The 14,931-nt window shown below is 67.5% G+C and carries 15 protein-coding genes; 9 read left to right on the forward strand and 6 right to left on the reverse strand.

Going from position 1 to position 14,931, the window contains the following annotated elements:
• Window positions 1-91: 91 nt before the first annotated feature.
• From ACZ5IQ_RS03100 to ACZ5IQ_RS03115, 4 genes are all read right to left on the reverse strand, one after another.
• Window positions 92-2,668: a cellulase family glycosylhydrolase gene (locus tag ACZ5IQ_RS03100; RefSeq protein WP_464480782.1), complete on the reverse strand. Its 2,577-nt coding sequence runs from the start codon at window positions 2,666-2,668 to the stop codon at window positions 92-94.
• Window positions 2,669-2,802: 134 nt separating this feature from the next.
• Entirely contained in the window at window positions 2,803-3,453 is a 651-nt protein-coding gene (locus ACZ5IQ_RS03105) for a hypothetical protein (RefSeq protein ID WP_318987350.1), read from the reverse strand.
• 59 nt (window positions 3,454-3,512) lie between these two features.
• Window positions 3,513-4,184: an MspA family porin gene (locus ACZ5IQ_RS03110; RefSeq protein ID WP_133426510.1), complete on the reverse strand. Its 672-nt coding sequence runs from the start codon at window positions 4,182-4,184 to the stop codon at window positions 3,513-3,515.
• 57 nt (window positions 4,185-4,241) lie between these two features.
• Window positions 4,242-5,561 (reverse strand): ISL3 family transposase, encoded by a 1,320-nt coding sequence (locus ACZ5IQ_RS03115; protein WP_073698465.1) that lies wholly within the window; start codon window positions 5,559-5,561, stop codon window positions 4,242-4,244.
• Between the two features lie 422 nt (window positions 5,562-5,983).
• Between ACZ5IQ_RS03115 and ACZ5IQ_RS03120 the strand changes: the two genes are divergently transcribed.
• The 6 genes from ACZ5IQ_RS03120 (at window position 5,984) to ACZ5IQ_RS03145 (ending at window position 10,106) form a co-directional block, all read left to right on the forward strand.
• Complete coding sequence (locus tag ACZ5IQ_RS03120; protein WP_244872674.1) at window positions 5,984-6,511, forward strand: hypothetical protein; 528 nt, start codon at window positions 5,984-5,986, stop codon at window positions 6,509-6,511.
• 23 nt (window positions 6,512-6,534) lie between these two features.
• On the forward strand, window positions 6,535-7,233 hold the full coding sequence (locus tag ACZ5IQ_RS03125; RefSeq protein WP_244872673.1) for a sensor domain-containing protein: 699 nt from the start codon (window positions 6,535-6,537) through the stop codon (window positions 7,231-7,233).
• A 63-nt stretch (window positions 7,234-7,296) separates the two neighbouring features.
• Complete coding sequence (locus tag ACZ5IQ_RS03130; protein ID WP_133426512.1) at window positions 7,297-7,737, forward strand: SRPBCC family protein; 441 nt, start codon at window positions 7,297-7,299, stop codon at window positions 7,735-7,737.
• A gap of 47 nt (window positions 7,738-7,784) precedes the next feature.
• Complete coding sequence (locus ACZ5IQ_RS03135) at window positions 7,785-8,864, forward strand: CaiB/BaiF CoA transferase family protein (RefSeq protein ID WP_318986794.1); 1,080 nt, start codon at window positions 7,785-7,787, stop codon at window positions 8,862-8,864.
• 66 nt (window positions 8,865-8,930) lie between these two features.
• Window positions 8,931-9,368 (forward strand): SRPBCC family protein, encoded by a 438-nt coding sequence (locus tag ACZ5IQ_RS03140; RefSeq protein ID WP_318986793.1) that lies wholly within the window; start codon window positions 8,931-8,933, stop codon window positions 9,366-9,368.
• Window positions 9,369-9,395: 27 nt separating this feature from the next.
• Window positions 9,396-10,106 (forward strand): GntR family transcriptional regulator, encoded by a 711-nt coding sequence (locus ACZ5IQ_RS03145; RefSeq protein WP_318986792.1) that lies wholly within the window; start codon window positions 9,396-9,398, stop codon window positions 10,104-10,106.
• Between the two features lie 48 nt (window positions 10,107-10,154).
• On the opposite strand, the gene ACZ5IQ_RS03150 is transcribed toward ACZ5IQ_RS03145, so the two are convergent.
• Together ACZ5IQ_RS03150 and ACZ5IQ_RS03155 are read right to left on the reverse strand one after the other, a co-directional pair.
• On the reverse strand, window positions 10,155-11,315 hold the full coding sequence (locus ACZ5IQ_RS03150) for a pyridoxal phosphate-dependent aminotransferase (RefSeq protein WP_318986798.1): 1,161 nt from the start codon (window positions 11,313-11,315) through the stop codon (window positions 10,155-10,157).
• A gap of 11 nt (window positions 11,316-11,326) precedes the next feature.
• A complete protein-coding gene (locus ACZ5IQ_RS03155; protein ID WP_071286737.1) occupies window positions 11,327-11,827 on the reverse strand; it encodes a DUF2834 domain-containing protein in 501 nt (166 codons plus the stop codon).
• A 70-nt stretch (window positions 11,828-11,897) separates the two neighbouring features.
• Between ACZ5IQ_RS03155 and ACZ5IQ_RS03160 the strand changes: the two genes are divergently transcribed.
• From ACZ5IQ_RS03160 to ACZ5IQ_RS03170, 3 genes are all read left to right on the forward strand, one after another.
• On the forward strand, window positions 11,898-12,482 hold the full coding sequence (locus tag ACZ5IQ_RS03160; protein WP_071286736.1) for a TetR/AcrR family transcriptional regulator: 585 nt from the start codon (window positions 11,898-11,900) through the stop codon (window positions 12,480-12,482).
• A gap of 60 nt (window positions 12,483-12,542) precedes the next feature.
• Window positions 12,543-14,093, forward strand: coding sequence for a phytoene desaturase family protein (locus tag ACZ5IQ_RS03165; RefSeq protein ID WP_071286735.1), 1,551 nt, complete (start codon window positions 12,543-12,545; stop codon window positions 14,091-14,093).
• A 65-nt stretch (window positions 14,094-14,158) separates the two neighbouring features.
• On the forward strand, window positions 14,159-14,860 hold the full coding sequence (locus ACZ5IQ_RS03170) for a GntR family transcriptional regulator (protein WP_071286734.1): 702 nt from the start codon (window positions 14,159-14,161) through the stop codon (window positions 14,858-14,860).
• The last annotated feature ends 71 nt before the right edge of the window (window positions 14,861-14,931 follow it).

Here is a 14,931-nt window from a genome sequence, read left to right on the forward strand (position 1 = left end):
GGCACCATCTTTCGGTGCGCGCTGAACGGTACGACCGGAGCTGACGAGGCGGCGGGCGAGTTCCGCTGGATGGGATCACGGTCCGGCAACGCTACGGCGCGGCGGTCACCACGACCTGAACGACACCGGTGTCGGCGTCCGACGCGATCACCAATGTCGGTGCGTTCGCGGCCGAGACCACGTGGCCGCCGGTGACGCTGACTGTGTACCCGTTCGGGTAGGCGATGGCCGGCACCGACATGGTGCTCAACGAGCCGGCCGCGAAGCTACCCGAACCGTCCGCCTTGGTGGTCGAGTAACTGAAAGTGAAGGCGCCATTGGCATTTGACAGCTTGAGCGGCGTGCCGGACACCGCCTGTGGGTACGGCCCGGCCAGCACCTGAAGGTTCCCGGTGTTGACGTTGTCGCCAGTGGGCGGCAGGGCCGGGTCGTAGACGACGGACTCGCCGTCGGTGCTGCCGCTGGTGGTGATGTCACCGACACCGGAGTAGGCCCATACGGACCAGCTCATCAGGTACCGGTCTGCGGCGTTCATCTCGGCTCTCAGATCCGAGGGCAGGTGGGAGGCGCCGAACTCGTCCATGAACACCGGGATGTTGTTGGCCTTGCCGTAGGCGTGTGCCGTGCTGGCCTGCTGCATGGCCAGCCAGCCACAGATGCTGCTGGTGGCCGAGCCGGCACAGTAATCATGAAACGCCAGAACGACATTCGCATCATCGATGGTGCCCAGCTGGATGGGCAGGCCGAGGATCGCGGGAACTTCGGACACGGCGGGGTTGGCCGGTTCGACGAACAGCGCGGTGTTCGGATCGACGGCCCGGATGGCAGCCGCCACCTGGTTGTACATCGGCGTCAGCTGTTGCGTCGCGTAGAACGGGCTGCCCAGCAGCGTCGGCAACCACGAGGTGCCCGGGAAGGGTTCGTTCATGATGTCGTAGCCGATGACGCTGTTGTTGCCCGCGACCGCGGCGGCGACCGTCTCCCAGGCCTTGGCGTAGTTGTCCTCGAGCCCGATTCCGTTGGCGGCCTCGGCGTTGTTCCAGAAGCCATCCCACGCCGCGGTTTCGGCGGGGTTCAGGTAGTAGCTGCCGGGGAAGCCGAAGCTGCGGTTGGGCAGCCCGCCGGTCTTGGTGGCCCACTCGGGCGCGCCCTCGCCGCCGAGCGATGCGCTGTACAGGTCCTGGTGCATGTCGATGATGGTGTAGATGCCGTGCGCCGCAAGCATGTCGACGGTCTGCCGGATCGAGTCGACATAGGCGGCGTCGTACACACCGGGCTGCGGCTCGACGCCGGCCCAGATCACCCCGAGCCGCACGACGTTGAAACCGTTGGCCGCCAGGAATGCGGCGTCGTCCTCGCTGAATCCGCTCGCCGACGGTTCATACGGCGCCAGCTTGTACACCTCGTTGAAGCCGTGCAGCAGGACGACCTGTCCTTCGCTGTTGGTGAGCCAGACGCCGGTCGGCGTGACGGACAGCATGGAGGTGTTCGCGCCGGTCTGGATGAGGGTGGTGCCCGTCCCGGACTTACCGACCGCGCCGTGATTGCCCAGCAGACCCGCGTTGCCGCCCGCGCCACCGAGCGCGGGCAGTTCGGTGGAGCCGCCGCCGACGCCACTGTTTCCCGCATCCCCGCCGGCGCCGCCGATGCCCATGATGAACGCGCCGGAACCGCCGTTCCCGCCGCGGCCGCCGTCAGCCCCGTCGCCGCCGCGGCCACCACCGCCGCCGGCGCCGAACAGCAGACCGCGCCCGTTTCCGCCCTTGCCGCCCGGCCCGCCGGTGCCGCCGGCCTGGGCGCCGCCCGCACCGCCATGGCCGCCGATACCCATCAGCATGCCGCCGGGGCCACCGGCGCCGCCCGATGCTCCGGCGCCCCCGGAACCGCCGCGCCCGCCATTGCCGACCATGCCCGCCGCGCCGCCGTTGCCGCCGCGGACCAAGGCCTCGGTGCTGTCCCAGCCGGCGCCGCCGTCGCCGAACAGCCACCCGCCCGCGGTGCCATTGGGTGCGGTCGCGGTGCCGATGCGGCCGTTGCCGATCACGTAGGTGCCGGCCAGCCTGTTGATGACGCCGTCCACGCCCTGCCCGAGCGGACTGTTGATCCAGCCTTGGATGCCGGTGTGCAGCGGGTTGTAGATCACTGCCTGGAACCACCCGGCCGCATTGTTGGGTAGGGCGGCCGGCACGGCGCTCGGCGCCGCCTGTGTCGCCGCGGAGGGGAGCGTCGCGGCGACAGTCGTGGCACTGGCGCTGGTGGCTCGCGGGGTCACCGCAGGCGCTGCGGCCGCCGCACTGGCTGCTGACTTCGGCTTGGGGACAACGGGATTCGCCAGGATCTGGGGTCGCGATGACGTCGCGCCGGTGGTCGGTGCGGCTGTGCGGTGCGACCGTTCACCAGCCGAACTCGCCGCAGGTTTGGTGCGGGCGGGGGAGCGGGTGCCGCTCGAGCGGGGCGGTGCGGAACGCGCCGGCCGGCCGGTGGGCGGGGCTGAACTGTCGCTACCCGCGTGCGCCGCGGCACTGGCCGCCGAGGCGGCGGGACTGCCGGCAGCGTTGTGGCCGGGTTCATTGTCCGCCCATGCGACGGCGGTCCCGGTGGTGAGTGCTGCCCCGATGATGGCCGCCGCGAGTCCGCCGACGCCGTACCAGCCGGCGCTTACCGTCATTGCTTGTGTATACGTGACGGGCCCATGCGCTGCGGCCAAAATGGCGCGGCTGTCTGAATTCAGCATGACCGGCGACCAACCGGCGCAGACGATTCGGGCCCGCCAACCGGAGTTGACGGGCCTGAATCAGGTGTTCAGTTGGCGGGTGCCGGCGGTACCGGCGGAACCGGTGCCCCCGGCGGGGGCGGGACATCGGCGGGGTCCGGACGGAACTCCACCAGGCCCGGCGGGATGTTGGTCCCGGGAGGCGGTGCCGTGCCGGGTAGGGATTCGCCGAGCTGTTCGCGCGGCATCTGCCCGAGCAGTCCGCCCTTCAGACGACCGTCGCGGTACATGTCGATGTAGCGACCCAGCCACGTACGCCCGTTGACGTCGGCGTTCTCCTCACCGGGTTCGACATCGAACTGCTCGCACTTACCGGGAGCCGACGGCTTGATGCACTGCTGCGGGCCGTAGGCGTTGTTGAAGGCCCGGAGATTCGGTGTCGTGACGGGCGATGGCCCGCCGGGAGCCGAGGGCACGGCGTACTGGCCCAGGACGCTGCCGCGGTCGAGGCCGGTCAGGTCCGAGGGTGCACCGAGCGCGGCGCCCAGGGGATTCACCCCGTCGCTCTGGGCGAGGACGTTGAGCCCCTGGGGACCCAGGTTGGCGCCCGCGACCGGGACCGCGAGGTTGCCGCCGGGGCCTTCGGGTGCGACGGGCGCCGGTGGTGGCAGGGCGGGGCCAGGCGCGGGAATCGGCGTGGGCACGACCGGATCGGCGGATGCGATGTCAGTTTGCGTCATTGCCGCCGCCGCAGCGAAAACCGCTGCGGCGGTGACAATTCCGCGGGTAACCCGATGCATCAGACCGACTTGGTGATGCCGTAGTAGGCCACGATGTCGTCGGTGTCGGTGGTGGAGCTGGTCAGCACCGCGTACGACCGCAGGAAGGACTGGCCGACGCAACCGTCGATCTTGATGTGGGTGTCCTTGAGCGTCACGCGGACCGGAGCCGACTTGAAGGTCTTCTTGTCGACCGGCACCTGGGTCACGGTGCCCGGCTTGGCGTGGATTTCCAGGGTGCCCGACATCGGCATGCTGACACCGGTCGGGATCAGGCCGGCCAGGGTGGAGCCCGAGGTGCTCAGACCGATCTGGCCGATCAGACGCACCTGGCCGAGCTCGATGCCGCAACCGATCTGGTAGCCGGCCTCCAGCGTGCCGCCGTTCAGCTTGGTCTTGCCGTTGCCGGTGACCGTGCCGGTGAACGTGCCGCCCACCAGGTATTCGCGGGAGCTGACCGCGGTGGTCAGCGGGGCGACGGGCAGCTGGGTCTCGTTCTTGGCCACGACCTCGAGGACCCACCCGTCCGGGCTGGTGATGCGGGCCGGCTCGTCGGAGGCCACGACGCCGTTGTCCGGCGGCGGGCCGTCGAAGCCGGCGGGATCGACCGGGTCGGCCAGGGCGAGCGGCGTAACGGTCGCCGACAGCAGCACGCCCGCTGCGGCAGCCAATGTGGCAAGTCGGTTCAACATGGGGTTACGGCGCCTCTCGTGGGTTGGAATGCGAGAACGAGACTGTTTTCGGGCTCTTCATGATTGACGGTGTAGTTGGGGTCTGAATCCGCCGGTTTCGAGTAGGGATCGGGCGATGTAGTGGGTGAGGTTGCGAAAGCCCAGGGCGGAGCCACGGAGGTGTTCGAGACGGCCGTTGATCGCTTCGGTCGGTCCGTTGCTGGTGCCGGGCCGGTCGAAATAGGCCAGCACATCGACAGCCCGCTTGGTCAGTGTGCGTCCGAGGGTGATCAGCTCGGTCAGCGGTTTGGGAACGCCGGCGCTCAGCGTGTCGATCAGCGCCGCCATCATGGCTCGGCCTTTCGTGCGGTCGGGTTCGCGGTAGGCGGCCACGGCGCGTTGGTACATGTGCCAGGTCGCTTCGACCTCCACATGAATGTCGCCGGTGAACAAGGCTGCCAGCCGGGCTTTCTGGCGGTCGGTGAGCAGATCGACGCCGGTGTGCAGGGTGCGTCGGCAGGCATAGAGCGGGTCGGTCTTGCGGCCGCGGTGCCCACACGTGGCCACCTGGATACGGCGGCGGCAGTCGTCGAGAGCGTTGCCGGACAACCTCACCACGTGGAAGGGATCCATCACCGTGGCTGCCTCAGGAAGTTCTTCGGTGGTGGCGGTCTTGAACCCGGAGAAGCCGTCCATGGCAACAACTTCGACACCGTCGCGCCAGGGCTGGGGTCGCTCGGACAGCCAGTCGGCGAACGCCTTCTTGGAGCGGCCTTCGACCATGTCGAGCAGCCGGGCAGGGCCGGTCTGGTCGTGGACCGGGGTGAGGTCGATGATCACGGTGACGTACTTGTCGCCGCGACGGGTGTGCCGCCACACGTGCTCATCGACGCCGATCACCCGCACGCCGTTGAAGCGGGCCGGATCGGCGATCAGCACTCGCTGCCCTTCGGCCAGGACGGCGTTGTTGGCGGTGTTCCACGACACCGCCAGCGCTTCGGCGACGCGAGCCACGGTCAGGTGTTGGCAGACAATCGCTTTCAAGGCCCACTGCAACGCACGCCGGGACAGCTTGGCGCGTGGTTCGGCGGCGTTGCCGAGGTCTTGGCGCCACACATGGGCACAGCCGGCGCAGCGGTAGCGGCGGAGGGTGACCAGCAAGGTGGTGGGCCGCCACCCGAATGGTTCGTGGGCAAGCTCGCGTGTCACGCTGTCGCGGCTGACGCCTCGCTCGCCGCAGCGGCGGCACCACGAGTCGTCGTCGCTGACCCGGCATGCCAATACCGCACGATCGGGGTGCAGTTGCTGGCCGGTCACCTCCAACCCGAGGTCGTCGAGGCGGCAGAAAGTAGTCAGGTCAGCGCGGGCGAAGCCCGCCCGACCGGTAGCGTCAGGCACGTCGAGGTCTTTCGGATGAGGCGTGTAGGAACCTTCATCTTCGAGAGACCTCGACCCCTATCCCGGCAACGACGCGCCGATGACCTCTACACCCTCAACTGCGAAGAGCCGGTTAACGGACTGCAAAAACTTGCCCTTGCGTTATCAACCAGTGGGCAACACCGGAATATGCGTGTATTGCTGGAGTCATTTGTCGTGGTAGCCGGCTATTGAATGCCCAGTTCGGCGAGTGTGATCTGGGTCATTGGTCCAGTAGTGAAATACAACCGACGGAGATTGGAAATCGCCGGTTTGTCTTGTGTTAACCAACTGGCCATGTACACGCCTGACCGTGAGAGGGTCGAACGCCGAGCGTCCGTCATTGCCGGGTGACTCATGTCCGGTGGACGCGGCAATCGCACCGAATGACTTGGAGGAAAACGGTGAAGTCTTCACGCACCTGGGTACGTCTGGTTGTCGCATCTGCTGCCGTCTTCGGCGCAGGGGCGATGTACCTGCCCACCGCTGCGGCCGACGATGAAGCCGGGCCGGTCGGCCCGATCGATGCCGGCGCCGGGGTGCAGTCGACGGGCGTGACGTCGTCGAACGCCGACCCGGCCGCGGTCGCCGCGTGCTCGCAGTTCGCGACCGCGCTCGACAGTGCGGCCTCGGGCTACGAGGGCTTCGCCGACAGCCTCGACGCCAACGACCCCTACGTCCACCAGAGCAATGTGGCCGGCCGGACCACTCTGCGGCAGTCCTCGGCGGTCGCGATGGATGCCGCGAACACCCCGGGCCTGAACCCGGCAATCGCCGACCCCATGCGGTCCTGGTCGTACGGCGCCGCCAAGCTGCTCGTGAAGATGGGCATCGGCATGACGGGCGGCAGCCTCGACGACACGGCAACCCAGGTCAACACCAACGCCGAGGCCGTCCAGCGCGAGTGCGCCGCGGCCGGTACCCACGCCTGAGCGCGCCGGTATATAAGGAATACGTGAAGCGACACGCCTTCGGCGTCGCCGTGCTGTGCCTGGCGCTGGCCGCCTGCGGTGGCAAGACCGGTACGCCGACACCCGCGACCCCGTCCGTCGTTGCCGAGTCCAGCATGGACAGCCTGCTGCTGACGCCGGACGAGATGAACAAGACGATGGGCACGACCGGGATGGTGGGCCGTCCGCCGAAAGACGGGATGGACGACCACCGCAACCTGCTGCCGAACCTGAACTGCCTCGGCGTCTGGCAGATCGACGAGTCCGTCATCTACTCCAAGGACGGCAAGGATCTCAAGAGCGGCCAGGACTGGAAGGCCGTGCGGCAGCAGACGTTGCAGGTCCCTGACAGTGACCAATGGGACTACCTGGCAGCGCAGTCGGTCGTCTACTACCCGACATCCGACGCGGCCCGAAACTTCTTCAACCTGTCGGCCGCGCGGTGGGCCAAGTGCACCAACCACCATGTCAACATCCGGCTCAACGACAAGCCGTTGCCGAAGTGGCTGTCGGGCGACCTGGAGCGCACCGACACCAAACTGGCGATGCCCATCACGCGTGGCACCGGGCCCGAAACCCGTTGGTGCCAACACGTTCTCCAGCGCGTCGAGAACCTGATCATCGATGTCGAAGCATGCACGCCCAAGGCGCCGGTGACGGCGGCCGCCGACATCGCCACGAAGATCCAGTCGAACATCCACTGACGGTCGTCCCGCTGGTTGCACCATCTGGTCACGGCGCGTGGTCCCGTGGTCTATGGTCGCGCCATGGCAGTCAGCGCGTCGCACGAAGTGACCATCGAGGCAACCCCTGAAGAGATCATGGATGTCATCGCAGATCTTGCGCAGACACCCGTGTGGTCGCCGCAGTACACCAAGGCCGAGGTCCTGGACACCTACGAGAACGGCCGGCCGAAGCAGGCCAAGATGACCATCAAGGCCGCCGGCATGGCCGACGACCAGATCCTCGAATACACCTGGACCGACCTGACGGGCAGCTGGGTGCTGATCAGGTCGTCGTCGCTGAAGAAGCAGGAAGCCAAGTACACGCTGACCCCGGCCGGCAACAAGACCAAGGTGAAGTTCGAGATCACCGTCGACCCGGTGGTGCCGATCCCCGGCTTCCTGCTCAAGCGCAGTGTCAGCGGTGGTGCCGAGACCGCCACCGAGGGGCTGAAAAAGTTCATGGCCAAGAACAAGAAGGGCTGACGCACACCGGGATTCAGCCGCGTCAACCCATGGGCTAACGTCGCGGGATGACGAATGCGGGGCCACTGGCCGGAGTCAAGGTGATCGAACTCGGCGGAATCGGCCCCGGGCCGCACACCGCCATGATGCTGGCGGACCTCGGCGCCGACGTGGTTCGGGTGCGTCGTCCCGGCGGGCTGACGATGCCCGCCGAGAACGTCGACCTGCTGCACCGCGGCAAGCGAATCGTCGACCTGGACGTCAAGTCCGACCCGGCAGCGCTGCTCGCGCTGGCCGCGAAAGCCGATGTGCTGCTTGACTGTTTCCGTCCCGGCACCTGCGAGCGCCTCGGCATCGGGCCGGCCGAGTGCGAGGCCGTCAACCCGCGGCTGATCTTCGCCCGGATCACCGGCTGGGGCCAGGACGGGCCGCTCGCCCAGACCGCGGGCCATGACATCAACTACCTGTCGCAGACCGGTGCGCTGTCGGCCATCGGCTACCGCGACCGGCCGCCGGTGGCGCCGCTGAACCTGGTCGCCGACTTCGGCGGCGGGTCGATGCTGACGCTCATCGGCATCGTCACCGCGCTGTACGAACGCGAACAGTCCGGCCGCGGCCAGGTGGTCGACGCGGCGATGGTCGACGGTGTCAGCATGCTCGCCCAGATGATGTGGACCATGAAGTCCACCGGCGTGATGAAGGACCAGCGCGAGTCGTTCCTCCTGGACGGCGGCGCCCCGTATTACCGCGTCTACGAGACCTCCGACGGCGGCTACATGGCGGTCGGCTCGATCGAACCGCAGTTCTTCGCTCAGCTACTTGTGGGCCTTGGCCTGGATCCTGCCGAGGTGCCCAACCAGTTCGACCTCGCGCGCTACGACGAGATGCGCGACATCTTTGCTGCCCGGTTCGCGAGCCGGACCCGTGCCGAGTGGACCGAGACGTTCGCCGGCACCGACGCCTGCGTCACTCCCGTGCTCACCTGGACCGAGGCCGCCGCGGGCGAACACCTCCGGGCCAGGTCGACGATCGTCACCGTCGACGGCGTCGACCAGGCGTCGCCCGCACCGCGCTTCTCACGGACCCCGTCGGGCCCCGTCGGCGCTCCGCCGCAGCAGACCACGCCGATCGAAGAAGTCGGTTGGTAGCGGGTTTTGAAAGTTAGCTGACGCATTCTCTACCCGAGGCCGGTAGAGAGGACTAAATTTGCCCTTATGGCAGTTATGGCGTCCCGAGAGCTGGTGATCGACGCCTCGCCCGAAGCCATCATGGATGCGCTGGCCGACATGGACGAGGCGTCGCAATGGCGCAGCTTGCACCGGGAATTACAGGTAGTGGATCGGTATCCCGACGGTCGTCCGCACCATGTCAAAGCGACCGTGAAGATCATGGGCATCACCGACAAGGAGCTCTTGGAGTACCACTGGGGTGATGACTGGATGGTGTGGGATGCGGCCGACACCTTCCAACAGCGTGGGCAACATGCCGAGTACAAACTGACTCGCGAGGGCGACCGGACCCGGGTGCGATTCGACATCATCGTGGACCTCGTCGCCCCCATTCCCGAGTTCCTGTTGCGCCGAGCCCGCAAACTGGTGCTCGATGCTGCGGTCGACCGGCTGCGGGCCCGGGTGACTCGTCTCTACGGCTAGTCCACACTCTGTCGATAGGGAGTTCGTATGACCGACCGCCCACCTTCTCCGCTGTTGGAGAAGCTGGTGGTGGTGCGGAACGGTGGGCCGCAGCAGACGGTGGTGACCGAGCTGCGCCGGGTGATCCTGCGCGGTGATGCGCCGCCCGGAACCCCGGTGCCGCTGACCGATGTCGCCGAACTGTTCGGCGTGAGCCATATTCCCGTCCGCGAGGCACTCAAGACGCTCATCAGCGAGGGCTTGGTGACGCACCGGCCCAACTCCGGATACACCGTCGCCCGGATGACGAAGCAGGAACTGCACGAGATGTATCTCGTGCGCGCGGCGCTGGAGGGCGCGGCGCTCACGATCGCCGCGGAAAAGGCCACCGACTACGAGCGGGCCGTCACGATGGAAGCCAATGAGCGGATGGCGCAAGCGATTCGGGACTCCGACGGTGCGGCGTTCCAGCGGGAGAGCCGTAACTTCCACATGGCGCTGGTGCGCCCGTCCGGCATGCATCGACTGCTGCACATCCTCGAAATGTCCTGGAACATGATCGAACCCGTGCAGGCCATGATGCACGTGACGCCGGACGACCGGGCCAAGCTCAACGGCGACCACGAGGAGATGCTCGAGGCGTTCCTGGCCCGGGACACCGCGCGGCTCAGTGCGATCGCGCAGCGCCACAACGACAGCGTCGACGTCGCGATCGGGACCCTGCCCACCGACACCGGGCTGCTCACGCAGGATTCCTAGCGATTTGTGCACGATTTTCCGCGGCCGGCGCGGAAAATCGTGCACAAATCACAGGGTGCGGAGCCGGCTGATCGCCTCGTCGAGGGTGTCGTCGCGCTTGCAGAAGGCGAACCGCACCAGGTGGTTCCAGCCGGCCGAGTCGGGGGAGTCCGGATCGAGGAACGCGGACATCGGGATGGCGGCGACGCCGACCCGCTCGGGCAGCCCGGCGCAGAACGCGGTGCTGTCGTCATATCCGAGCGGGCGGGGATCGGCGCACAGGAAGTAGGTGCCGAAGCTGTCGTGTACATCGAAACCGATGTCGGTGAGGGCGCCGGCCAACCGATCCCGCTTGCCGCGGTAGGACTTTCGCAGCCCCGCGACCCAGGCGTCCTCGTGGTCCAGCGCGTGGGCGACGGCCGGCTGGAACGGCGCGCCGCCGACGTACGTCAGGTACTGCTTGGCGGCGCGCACCCCGGCGATCAGGTCGGCCGGCCCGCAGGCCCAACCGATCTTCCAGCCGGTGCAGTTGAACATCTTCGCGGCGCTGGAGATGGTGACGGTGCGCTCGGCCATGCCGGGGTACCCGGCGAGCGGCCGGTGCTGATGACCGTCGAACGTCAGCTGCTCGTAGACCTCGTCGGTGATGACCAGCAGGTCATGCTCGATGGCGAGGGCGGCGATGGCCGTCAGCTCGTCGTGGCTCGCGACCATGCCGGTCGGGTTGTGCGGCGAGTTGAGGATCAGCGCACGGGTCTGCGGCGTGATGGCGGCACGGAGCCGGTCGATGTCGATGGCGAAGCCGTGGTTGTCGGGTGCCAATGGAACGACGACGCGCCGGCAGCCGGCCATGGCGATCACCGGGGAGTAGGAGTCGTAGAACGGCGCGATGATCAGGACGTCGGATCCTGGCTCGACCAGGCCGATCACGGCCGCGGCGATGGCCTCGGTGCCGCCGACGGTGACGAGCACCTCGGTGTCCGGGTCGTAGTCGATGCCGTAGTGCCGTGTGCGCTGGGCCGCGATGGCCTGGCGCAGCGCGGGGATGCCCGGGCCGGGCGGGTACTGGTTCACGCCGTCCGCGATGGCCTGCTGCGCCACCGCCAGCATCGGTGCCGGGCCGTCCTCGTCGGGAAAACCCTGACCGAGGTTGACGGCGCCGACCCGTGCGGCCAGCGCCGACATCTCGGCGAAGATGGTGGAGGCGTAGGGCCGCAGGCGGGCGACCATCCCCGGTGGCGTCACCCCTGGATTGTCGCAGAACTCCTGACGTGGTCGACGGCGCGCTCGTGCCGCTGCTGCCGCGCGACGACGGCGAAGTAGAACGCCAGCGCGAAAGCGCAACTGGTGAACAGGCTGCTGACGAAGAACAGCCAGGGGTGCCGGATGCCGCGTCGCAGCCCGTCGGCGATGCTGAACAGCGGTAGCAGGATGACGTTGATGATGGTGTAGTCCTGGCCCGCCGACGACGCCGCGGGGTTGACGAACATCAGGCGGATGTAGTCCGACCAGCTGCCCGGCCCGGTGATCGGATTGCCGCCCGGCGGTTGGTAATCCATGACGAATTTGGTGTTGAAGTAGTAGCCCAGCGCTATCGAGGCGATGCCGATCACGTAGTAGGCCGACTCGAGTGCCGAGAACGCGGGTCCGTCGGCCGGCTTGCGGAAGACCGCGGGATTGAGCTTGACGATGAACGCAATGGTGATCAGTCCGAGGAGCGCGTGGACGATGAGCGAGACCATGTCAGCGGAGTCTGCTCGCCGCAGAATGTTTTGTCAATCATGACAAAACATTCTGCGGTACCGTACTGGGATGCCCCGGCCGCCGCAGACCGTACGTAGTGAGCGCACGCGCGAGGCGCTGCAACAGGCGGCGTTGGTCCGTTTCCTGGCGCAGGGTGTCGAGGGCACCACGGCCGAGGAGATCGCCGCCGACGCAGGTGTTTCGCTGCGCACGTTCTACCGGCACTTCACGTCCAAGCACGAGCTGCTGTTCGCCGACTACGACGCCGGCCTGCACTGGTTTCGCACCGCATTGGCCGGACGACCCGCGGATGAACCGGTGCTGGCGGCGGTACAGGCCGCGATCTTCGCCTTTCCGTACGACTTTGGTGCGGTCACCAAGATCGCCGCGCTGCGCGAACAGGAACTCGACGCCGAGCGGATCGTCAGTCATATCCGGCAGGTCGAGGCCGACTTCGCCGATGCCATCGCCGAGTATCTCGAGCGGCGGGGCGGGCCTGACGACCGGCTGCGCGTCGCGGTGACGTCGCGGACCATTGCCGCCGCGGTGTTCGGCGCCATGGAGGTATGGATGCTGGGCGCCGAGCGGTCGCTGGCCGATCTGGCGCGCATGTGCCACCAGGCACTCGACCAGCTGGCGGCCGGGCCGGTCTGACCATCGCCGACAAGTTTTGTCATTGTTGACAAAACGTTGTACGAGTGCGACTCTGCGGACATGGCGCAATTCGACGCGATCGTGGTGGGAGCGGGGCACAACGGGCTGGCTTCGGCGGTGATGCTGCAGAAGGCGGGCCTGCGCACGCTGTGTCTGGAAGCCAAGCTCTACTCCGGCGGCATGGCCTCCACCGTCGAACTGTTCGACGGGTTCAAGTTCGAGATCGCCGGGTCCGAGCAGTTCCCGACGGCGCTCAAGGTGAGTCAGGAGCTGGGCCTCGACGAGGTGCCGAGCGTCGAGCAGGAAGTCATGTCGGTCAACATGCGGGGGATCGGCGACGAGCCGTTGCTCTTCTACTCGGACCCCATGAAGCTGCTCACCCACATGAACGAGGTGCACGGCGCCGAAGCCGTCAACGGCATGGCCGGGCTGATGGCCTGGAGCATGGCGCCGGCGCGGGCCCTCGGCCGGTTCGATGCCGGGCTGCCGCCCAAGACCTACGACGAGATGTATGCCTGCGCCACAAACGAATTCGAGCGGTCGGCCATCACCGACATGCTCTTCGGCTCGGTGACCGACGTCCTCGACCGCTACCTGCCGGACAAGGACAAGCACGGCGCCATCCGCGGCATGCTGTCGGTGCTGGCGTGCAACTCCACCTACCGCGGCCCCGCCACCCCGGGCAGCGCCGCCGCGCTGGCCTTCGGCCTCGCCGTCCCGACCGATGGGGCGTCGTTGATGCGAAAGCTCAAGGGCGGCATCGGCGCACTGGGCAAGCACCTCGAGGACACTTTCGTCGCTCATGGCGGTGAGGTCCGGTTGCGCAGTGCGGTCGCGGCCATCACGGTCGCCGACGGCCGGGTCACCGGCGTACGCCTGGACGACGGCACCGAAATCGCTGCACCCGTGGTGGTTTCGTCACTCGCACCGTCATTGACCGTGGACCGGCTGCTCGGCGCCGCCGTGCCCGACGACGTCCGGTCCCGCTACACCCGCGTCGACCACCGCGGCAGCTACCTGCAGATGCACTTCGCGCTCGACGGCACCCCGGAGTTCGCCGAACCCTACGAAATCCTGAACAACCCCGAATTACAGGGAACCATCGGTCTTTTCAGTACGCCCGAGGAATTGCAGCAGCAGTGGGAGGACAGCCGCCGGGGCATCGTGCCGGCCGATCCGTCCATCGCCTGGCAGATTCCGTCGGTGCTGGATCCCGAGCTGGCACCGCCCGGCAAGCACGCGTCGTCGGCGTTCGCGCTGTGGTTCCCGGTCGAAGGCGGCGGTGACTATGGCTCGATGAAACGCGAGATGGGACAACGCGTCATCGACAAGATCACCCGCGTGGCACCCAACTTCGAGAAGCTCATCCTGCGGCACACGACGTTCACGCCGCGGCACATGGACCGGATGTTCGGTGCTCCCGGCGGCGACTACTGCCACGGCCTGATCCACCCCGAGCAGATGGGGCCCAACCGGCCCGGCCCGCGCGGGTATCTCGACCAGGAGCTGCCGGTCGAAGGCGTCTACCTGGGCGGCGCCGGCTGCCACGGCGGCCCGGCCGTCAACTTCATCCCGGGCTACAACGCCGCCCACGCCGTGCTTAACACGTGATTCGCTAACCAGGCCGAAACGTCACCGAAACCGGTTCGGCAACAACGCCGACCTAGTGTGCGGATATGCGGCCCCACCGGCGTTCCGTCCTGCTCGGACAGCTGGTGGCCGATCGGGCCGCGCCGTCACAGCAGGGAGTGCTCAATGAACTGCGCCGTGCTGTCCTCGACGGCGGCGTGCCGCCCGGTACGCCGATCCCCTTGGCCGACGTGGCGGACGTGTTCGGCGTCAGCCAGATTCCGGTACGGGAGGCGCTGAAGACGCTCATCGGGGAGGGGCTGGTGGAGCACCGGCTCAACTTCGGTTACACCGTGGCCCTGCTGACGCCGCAGGAACTCCGCGAAATGTACATCGTGCGTGAGGCTTTGGAGTCGGCGTCGCTGGGCGTCGCCGTGGCCAACGCCACCGATGCCGACCGCGCGGCCGCGGTCGCGGTCAATGTCAGGCTGCAGCAGGCGATTCGCGACGATGACGCGGGCGCTTACCACCGGCAGAGCCGGGAACTGCATGCCGCGCTCACCCGACCGTCGCGCATGTATCGGCTGCTGCACATGCTGGAGGCGGCGTGGAATGTCACCGAACCCGTGCAGTCGATGCTGCATGTCAGCCGTGACGACCGGGCGGACCTGCATGCGGATCATTGCGCGATGGTCGACGCGTTCGTCGCCGGTGACGCCGAGCGCCTGATCGCCGTCGCGGAAAACCATGCCGTCCGGCTCAACGCGGTGATCGCCAAACTGCCCACGGACACCGGGCTGCTGGCGTAGCGGCGAACATATATCTTTTCCGCAATTGCGGCATATCTCAGGGGAAACAGCAGGGAAACGTTGCTTTTTTA

The organism is Mycobacterium toneyamaense, from assembly GCF_055384815.1.

Bases quoted from the DNA above. Each gene is read 5' to 3' on its own strand.
- ACZ5IQ_RS03145 (WP_318986792.1), top strand. From the start codon at position 9,396: ATGACCGACCGCCCACCTTCTCCGCTGTTGGAGAAGCTGGTGGTGGTG.
- ACZ5IQ_RS03170 (WP_071286734.1), top strand. From the start codon at position 14,159: ATGCGGCCCCACCGGCGTTCCGTCCTGCTCGGACAGCTGGTGGCCGAT.
- ACZ5IQ_RS03130 (WP_133426512.1), top strand. From the start codon at position 7,297: ATGGCAGTCAGCGCGTCGCACGAAGTGACCATCGAGGCAACCCCTGAA.
- ACZ5IQ_RS03150 (WP_318986798.1), bottom strand. From the start codon at position 11,315: ATGGTCGCCCGCCTGCGGCCCTACGCCTCCACCATCTTCGCCGAGATG.
- ACZ5IQ_RS03135 (WP_318986794.1), top strand. From the start codon at position 7,785: ATGACGAATGCGGGGCCACTGGCCGGAGTCAAGGTGATCGAACTCGGC.
- ACZ5IQ_RS03155 (WP_071286737.1), bottom strand. From the start codon at position 11,827: ATGGTCTCGCTCATCGTCCACGCGCTCCTCGGACTGATCACCATTGCG.
- ACZ5IQ_RS03100 (WP_464480782.1), bottom strand. From the start codon at position 2,668: ATGACGGTAAGCGCCGGCTGGTACGGCGTCGGCGGACTCGCGGCGGCC.
- ACZ5IQ_RS03160 (WP_071286736.1), top strand. From the start codon at position 11,898: ATGCCCCGGCCGCCGCAGACCGTACGTAGTGAGCGCACGCGCGAGGCG.
- ACZ5IQ_RS03105 (WP_318987350.1), bottom strand. From the start codon at position 3,453: ATGACGCAAACTGACATCGCATCCGCCGATCCGGTCGTGCCCACGCCG.
- ACZ5IQ_RS03165 (WP_071286735.1), top strand. From the start codon at position 12,543: ATGGCGCAATTCGACGCGATCGTGGTGGGAGCGGGGCACAACGGGCTG.
- ACZ5IQ_RS03110 (WP_133426510.1), bottom strand. From the start codon at position 4,184: ATGTTGAACCGACTTGCCACATTGGCTGCCGCAGCGGGCGTGCTGCTG.
- ACZ5IQ_RS03140 (WP_318986793.1), top strand. From the start codon at position 8,931: ATGGCAGTTATGGCGTCCCGAGAGCTGGTGATCGACGCCTCGCCCGAA.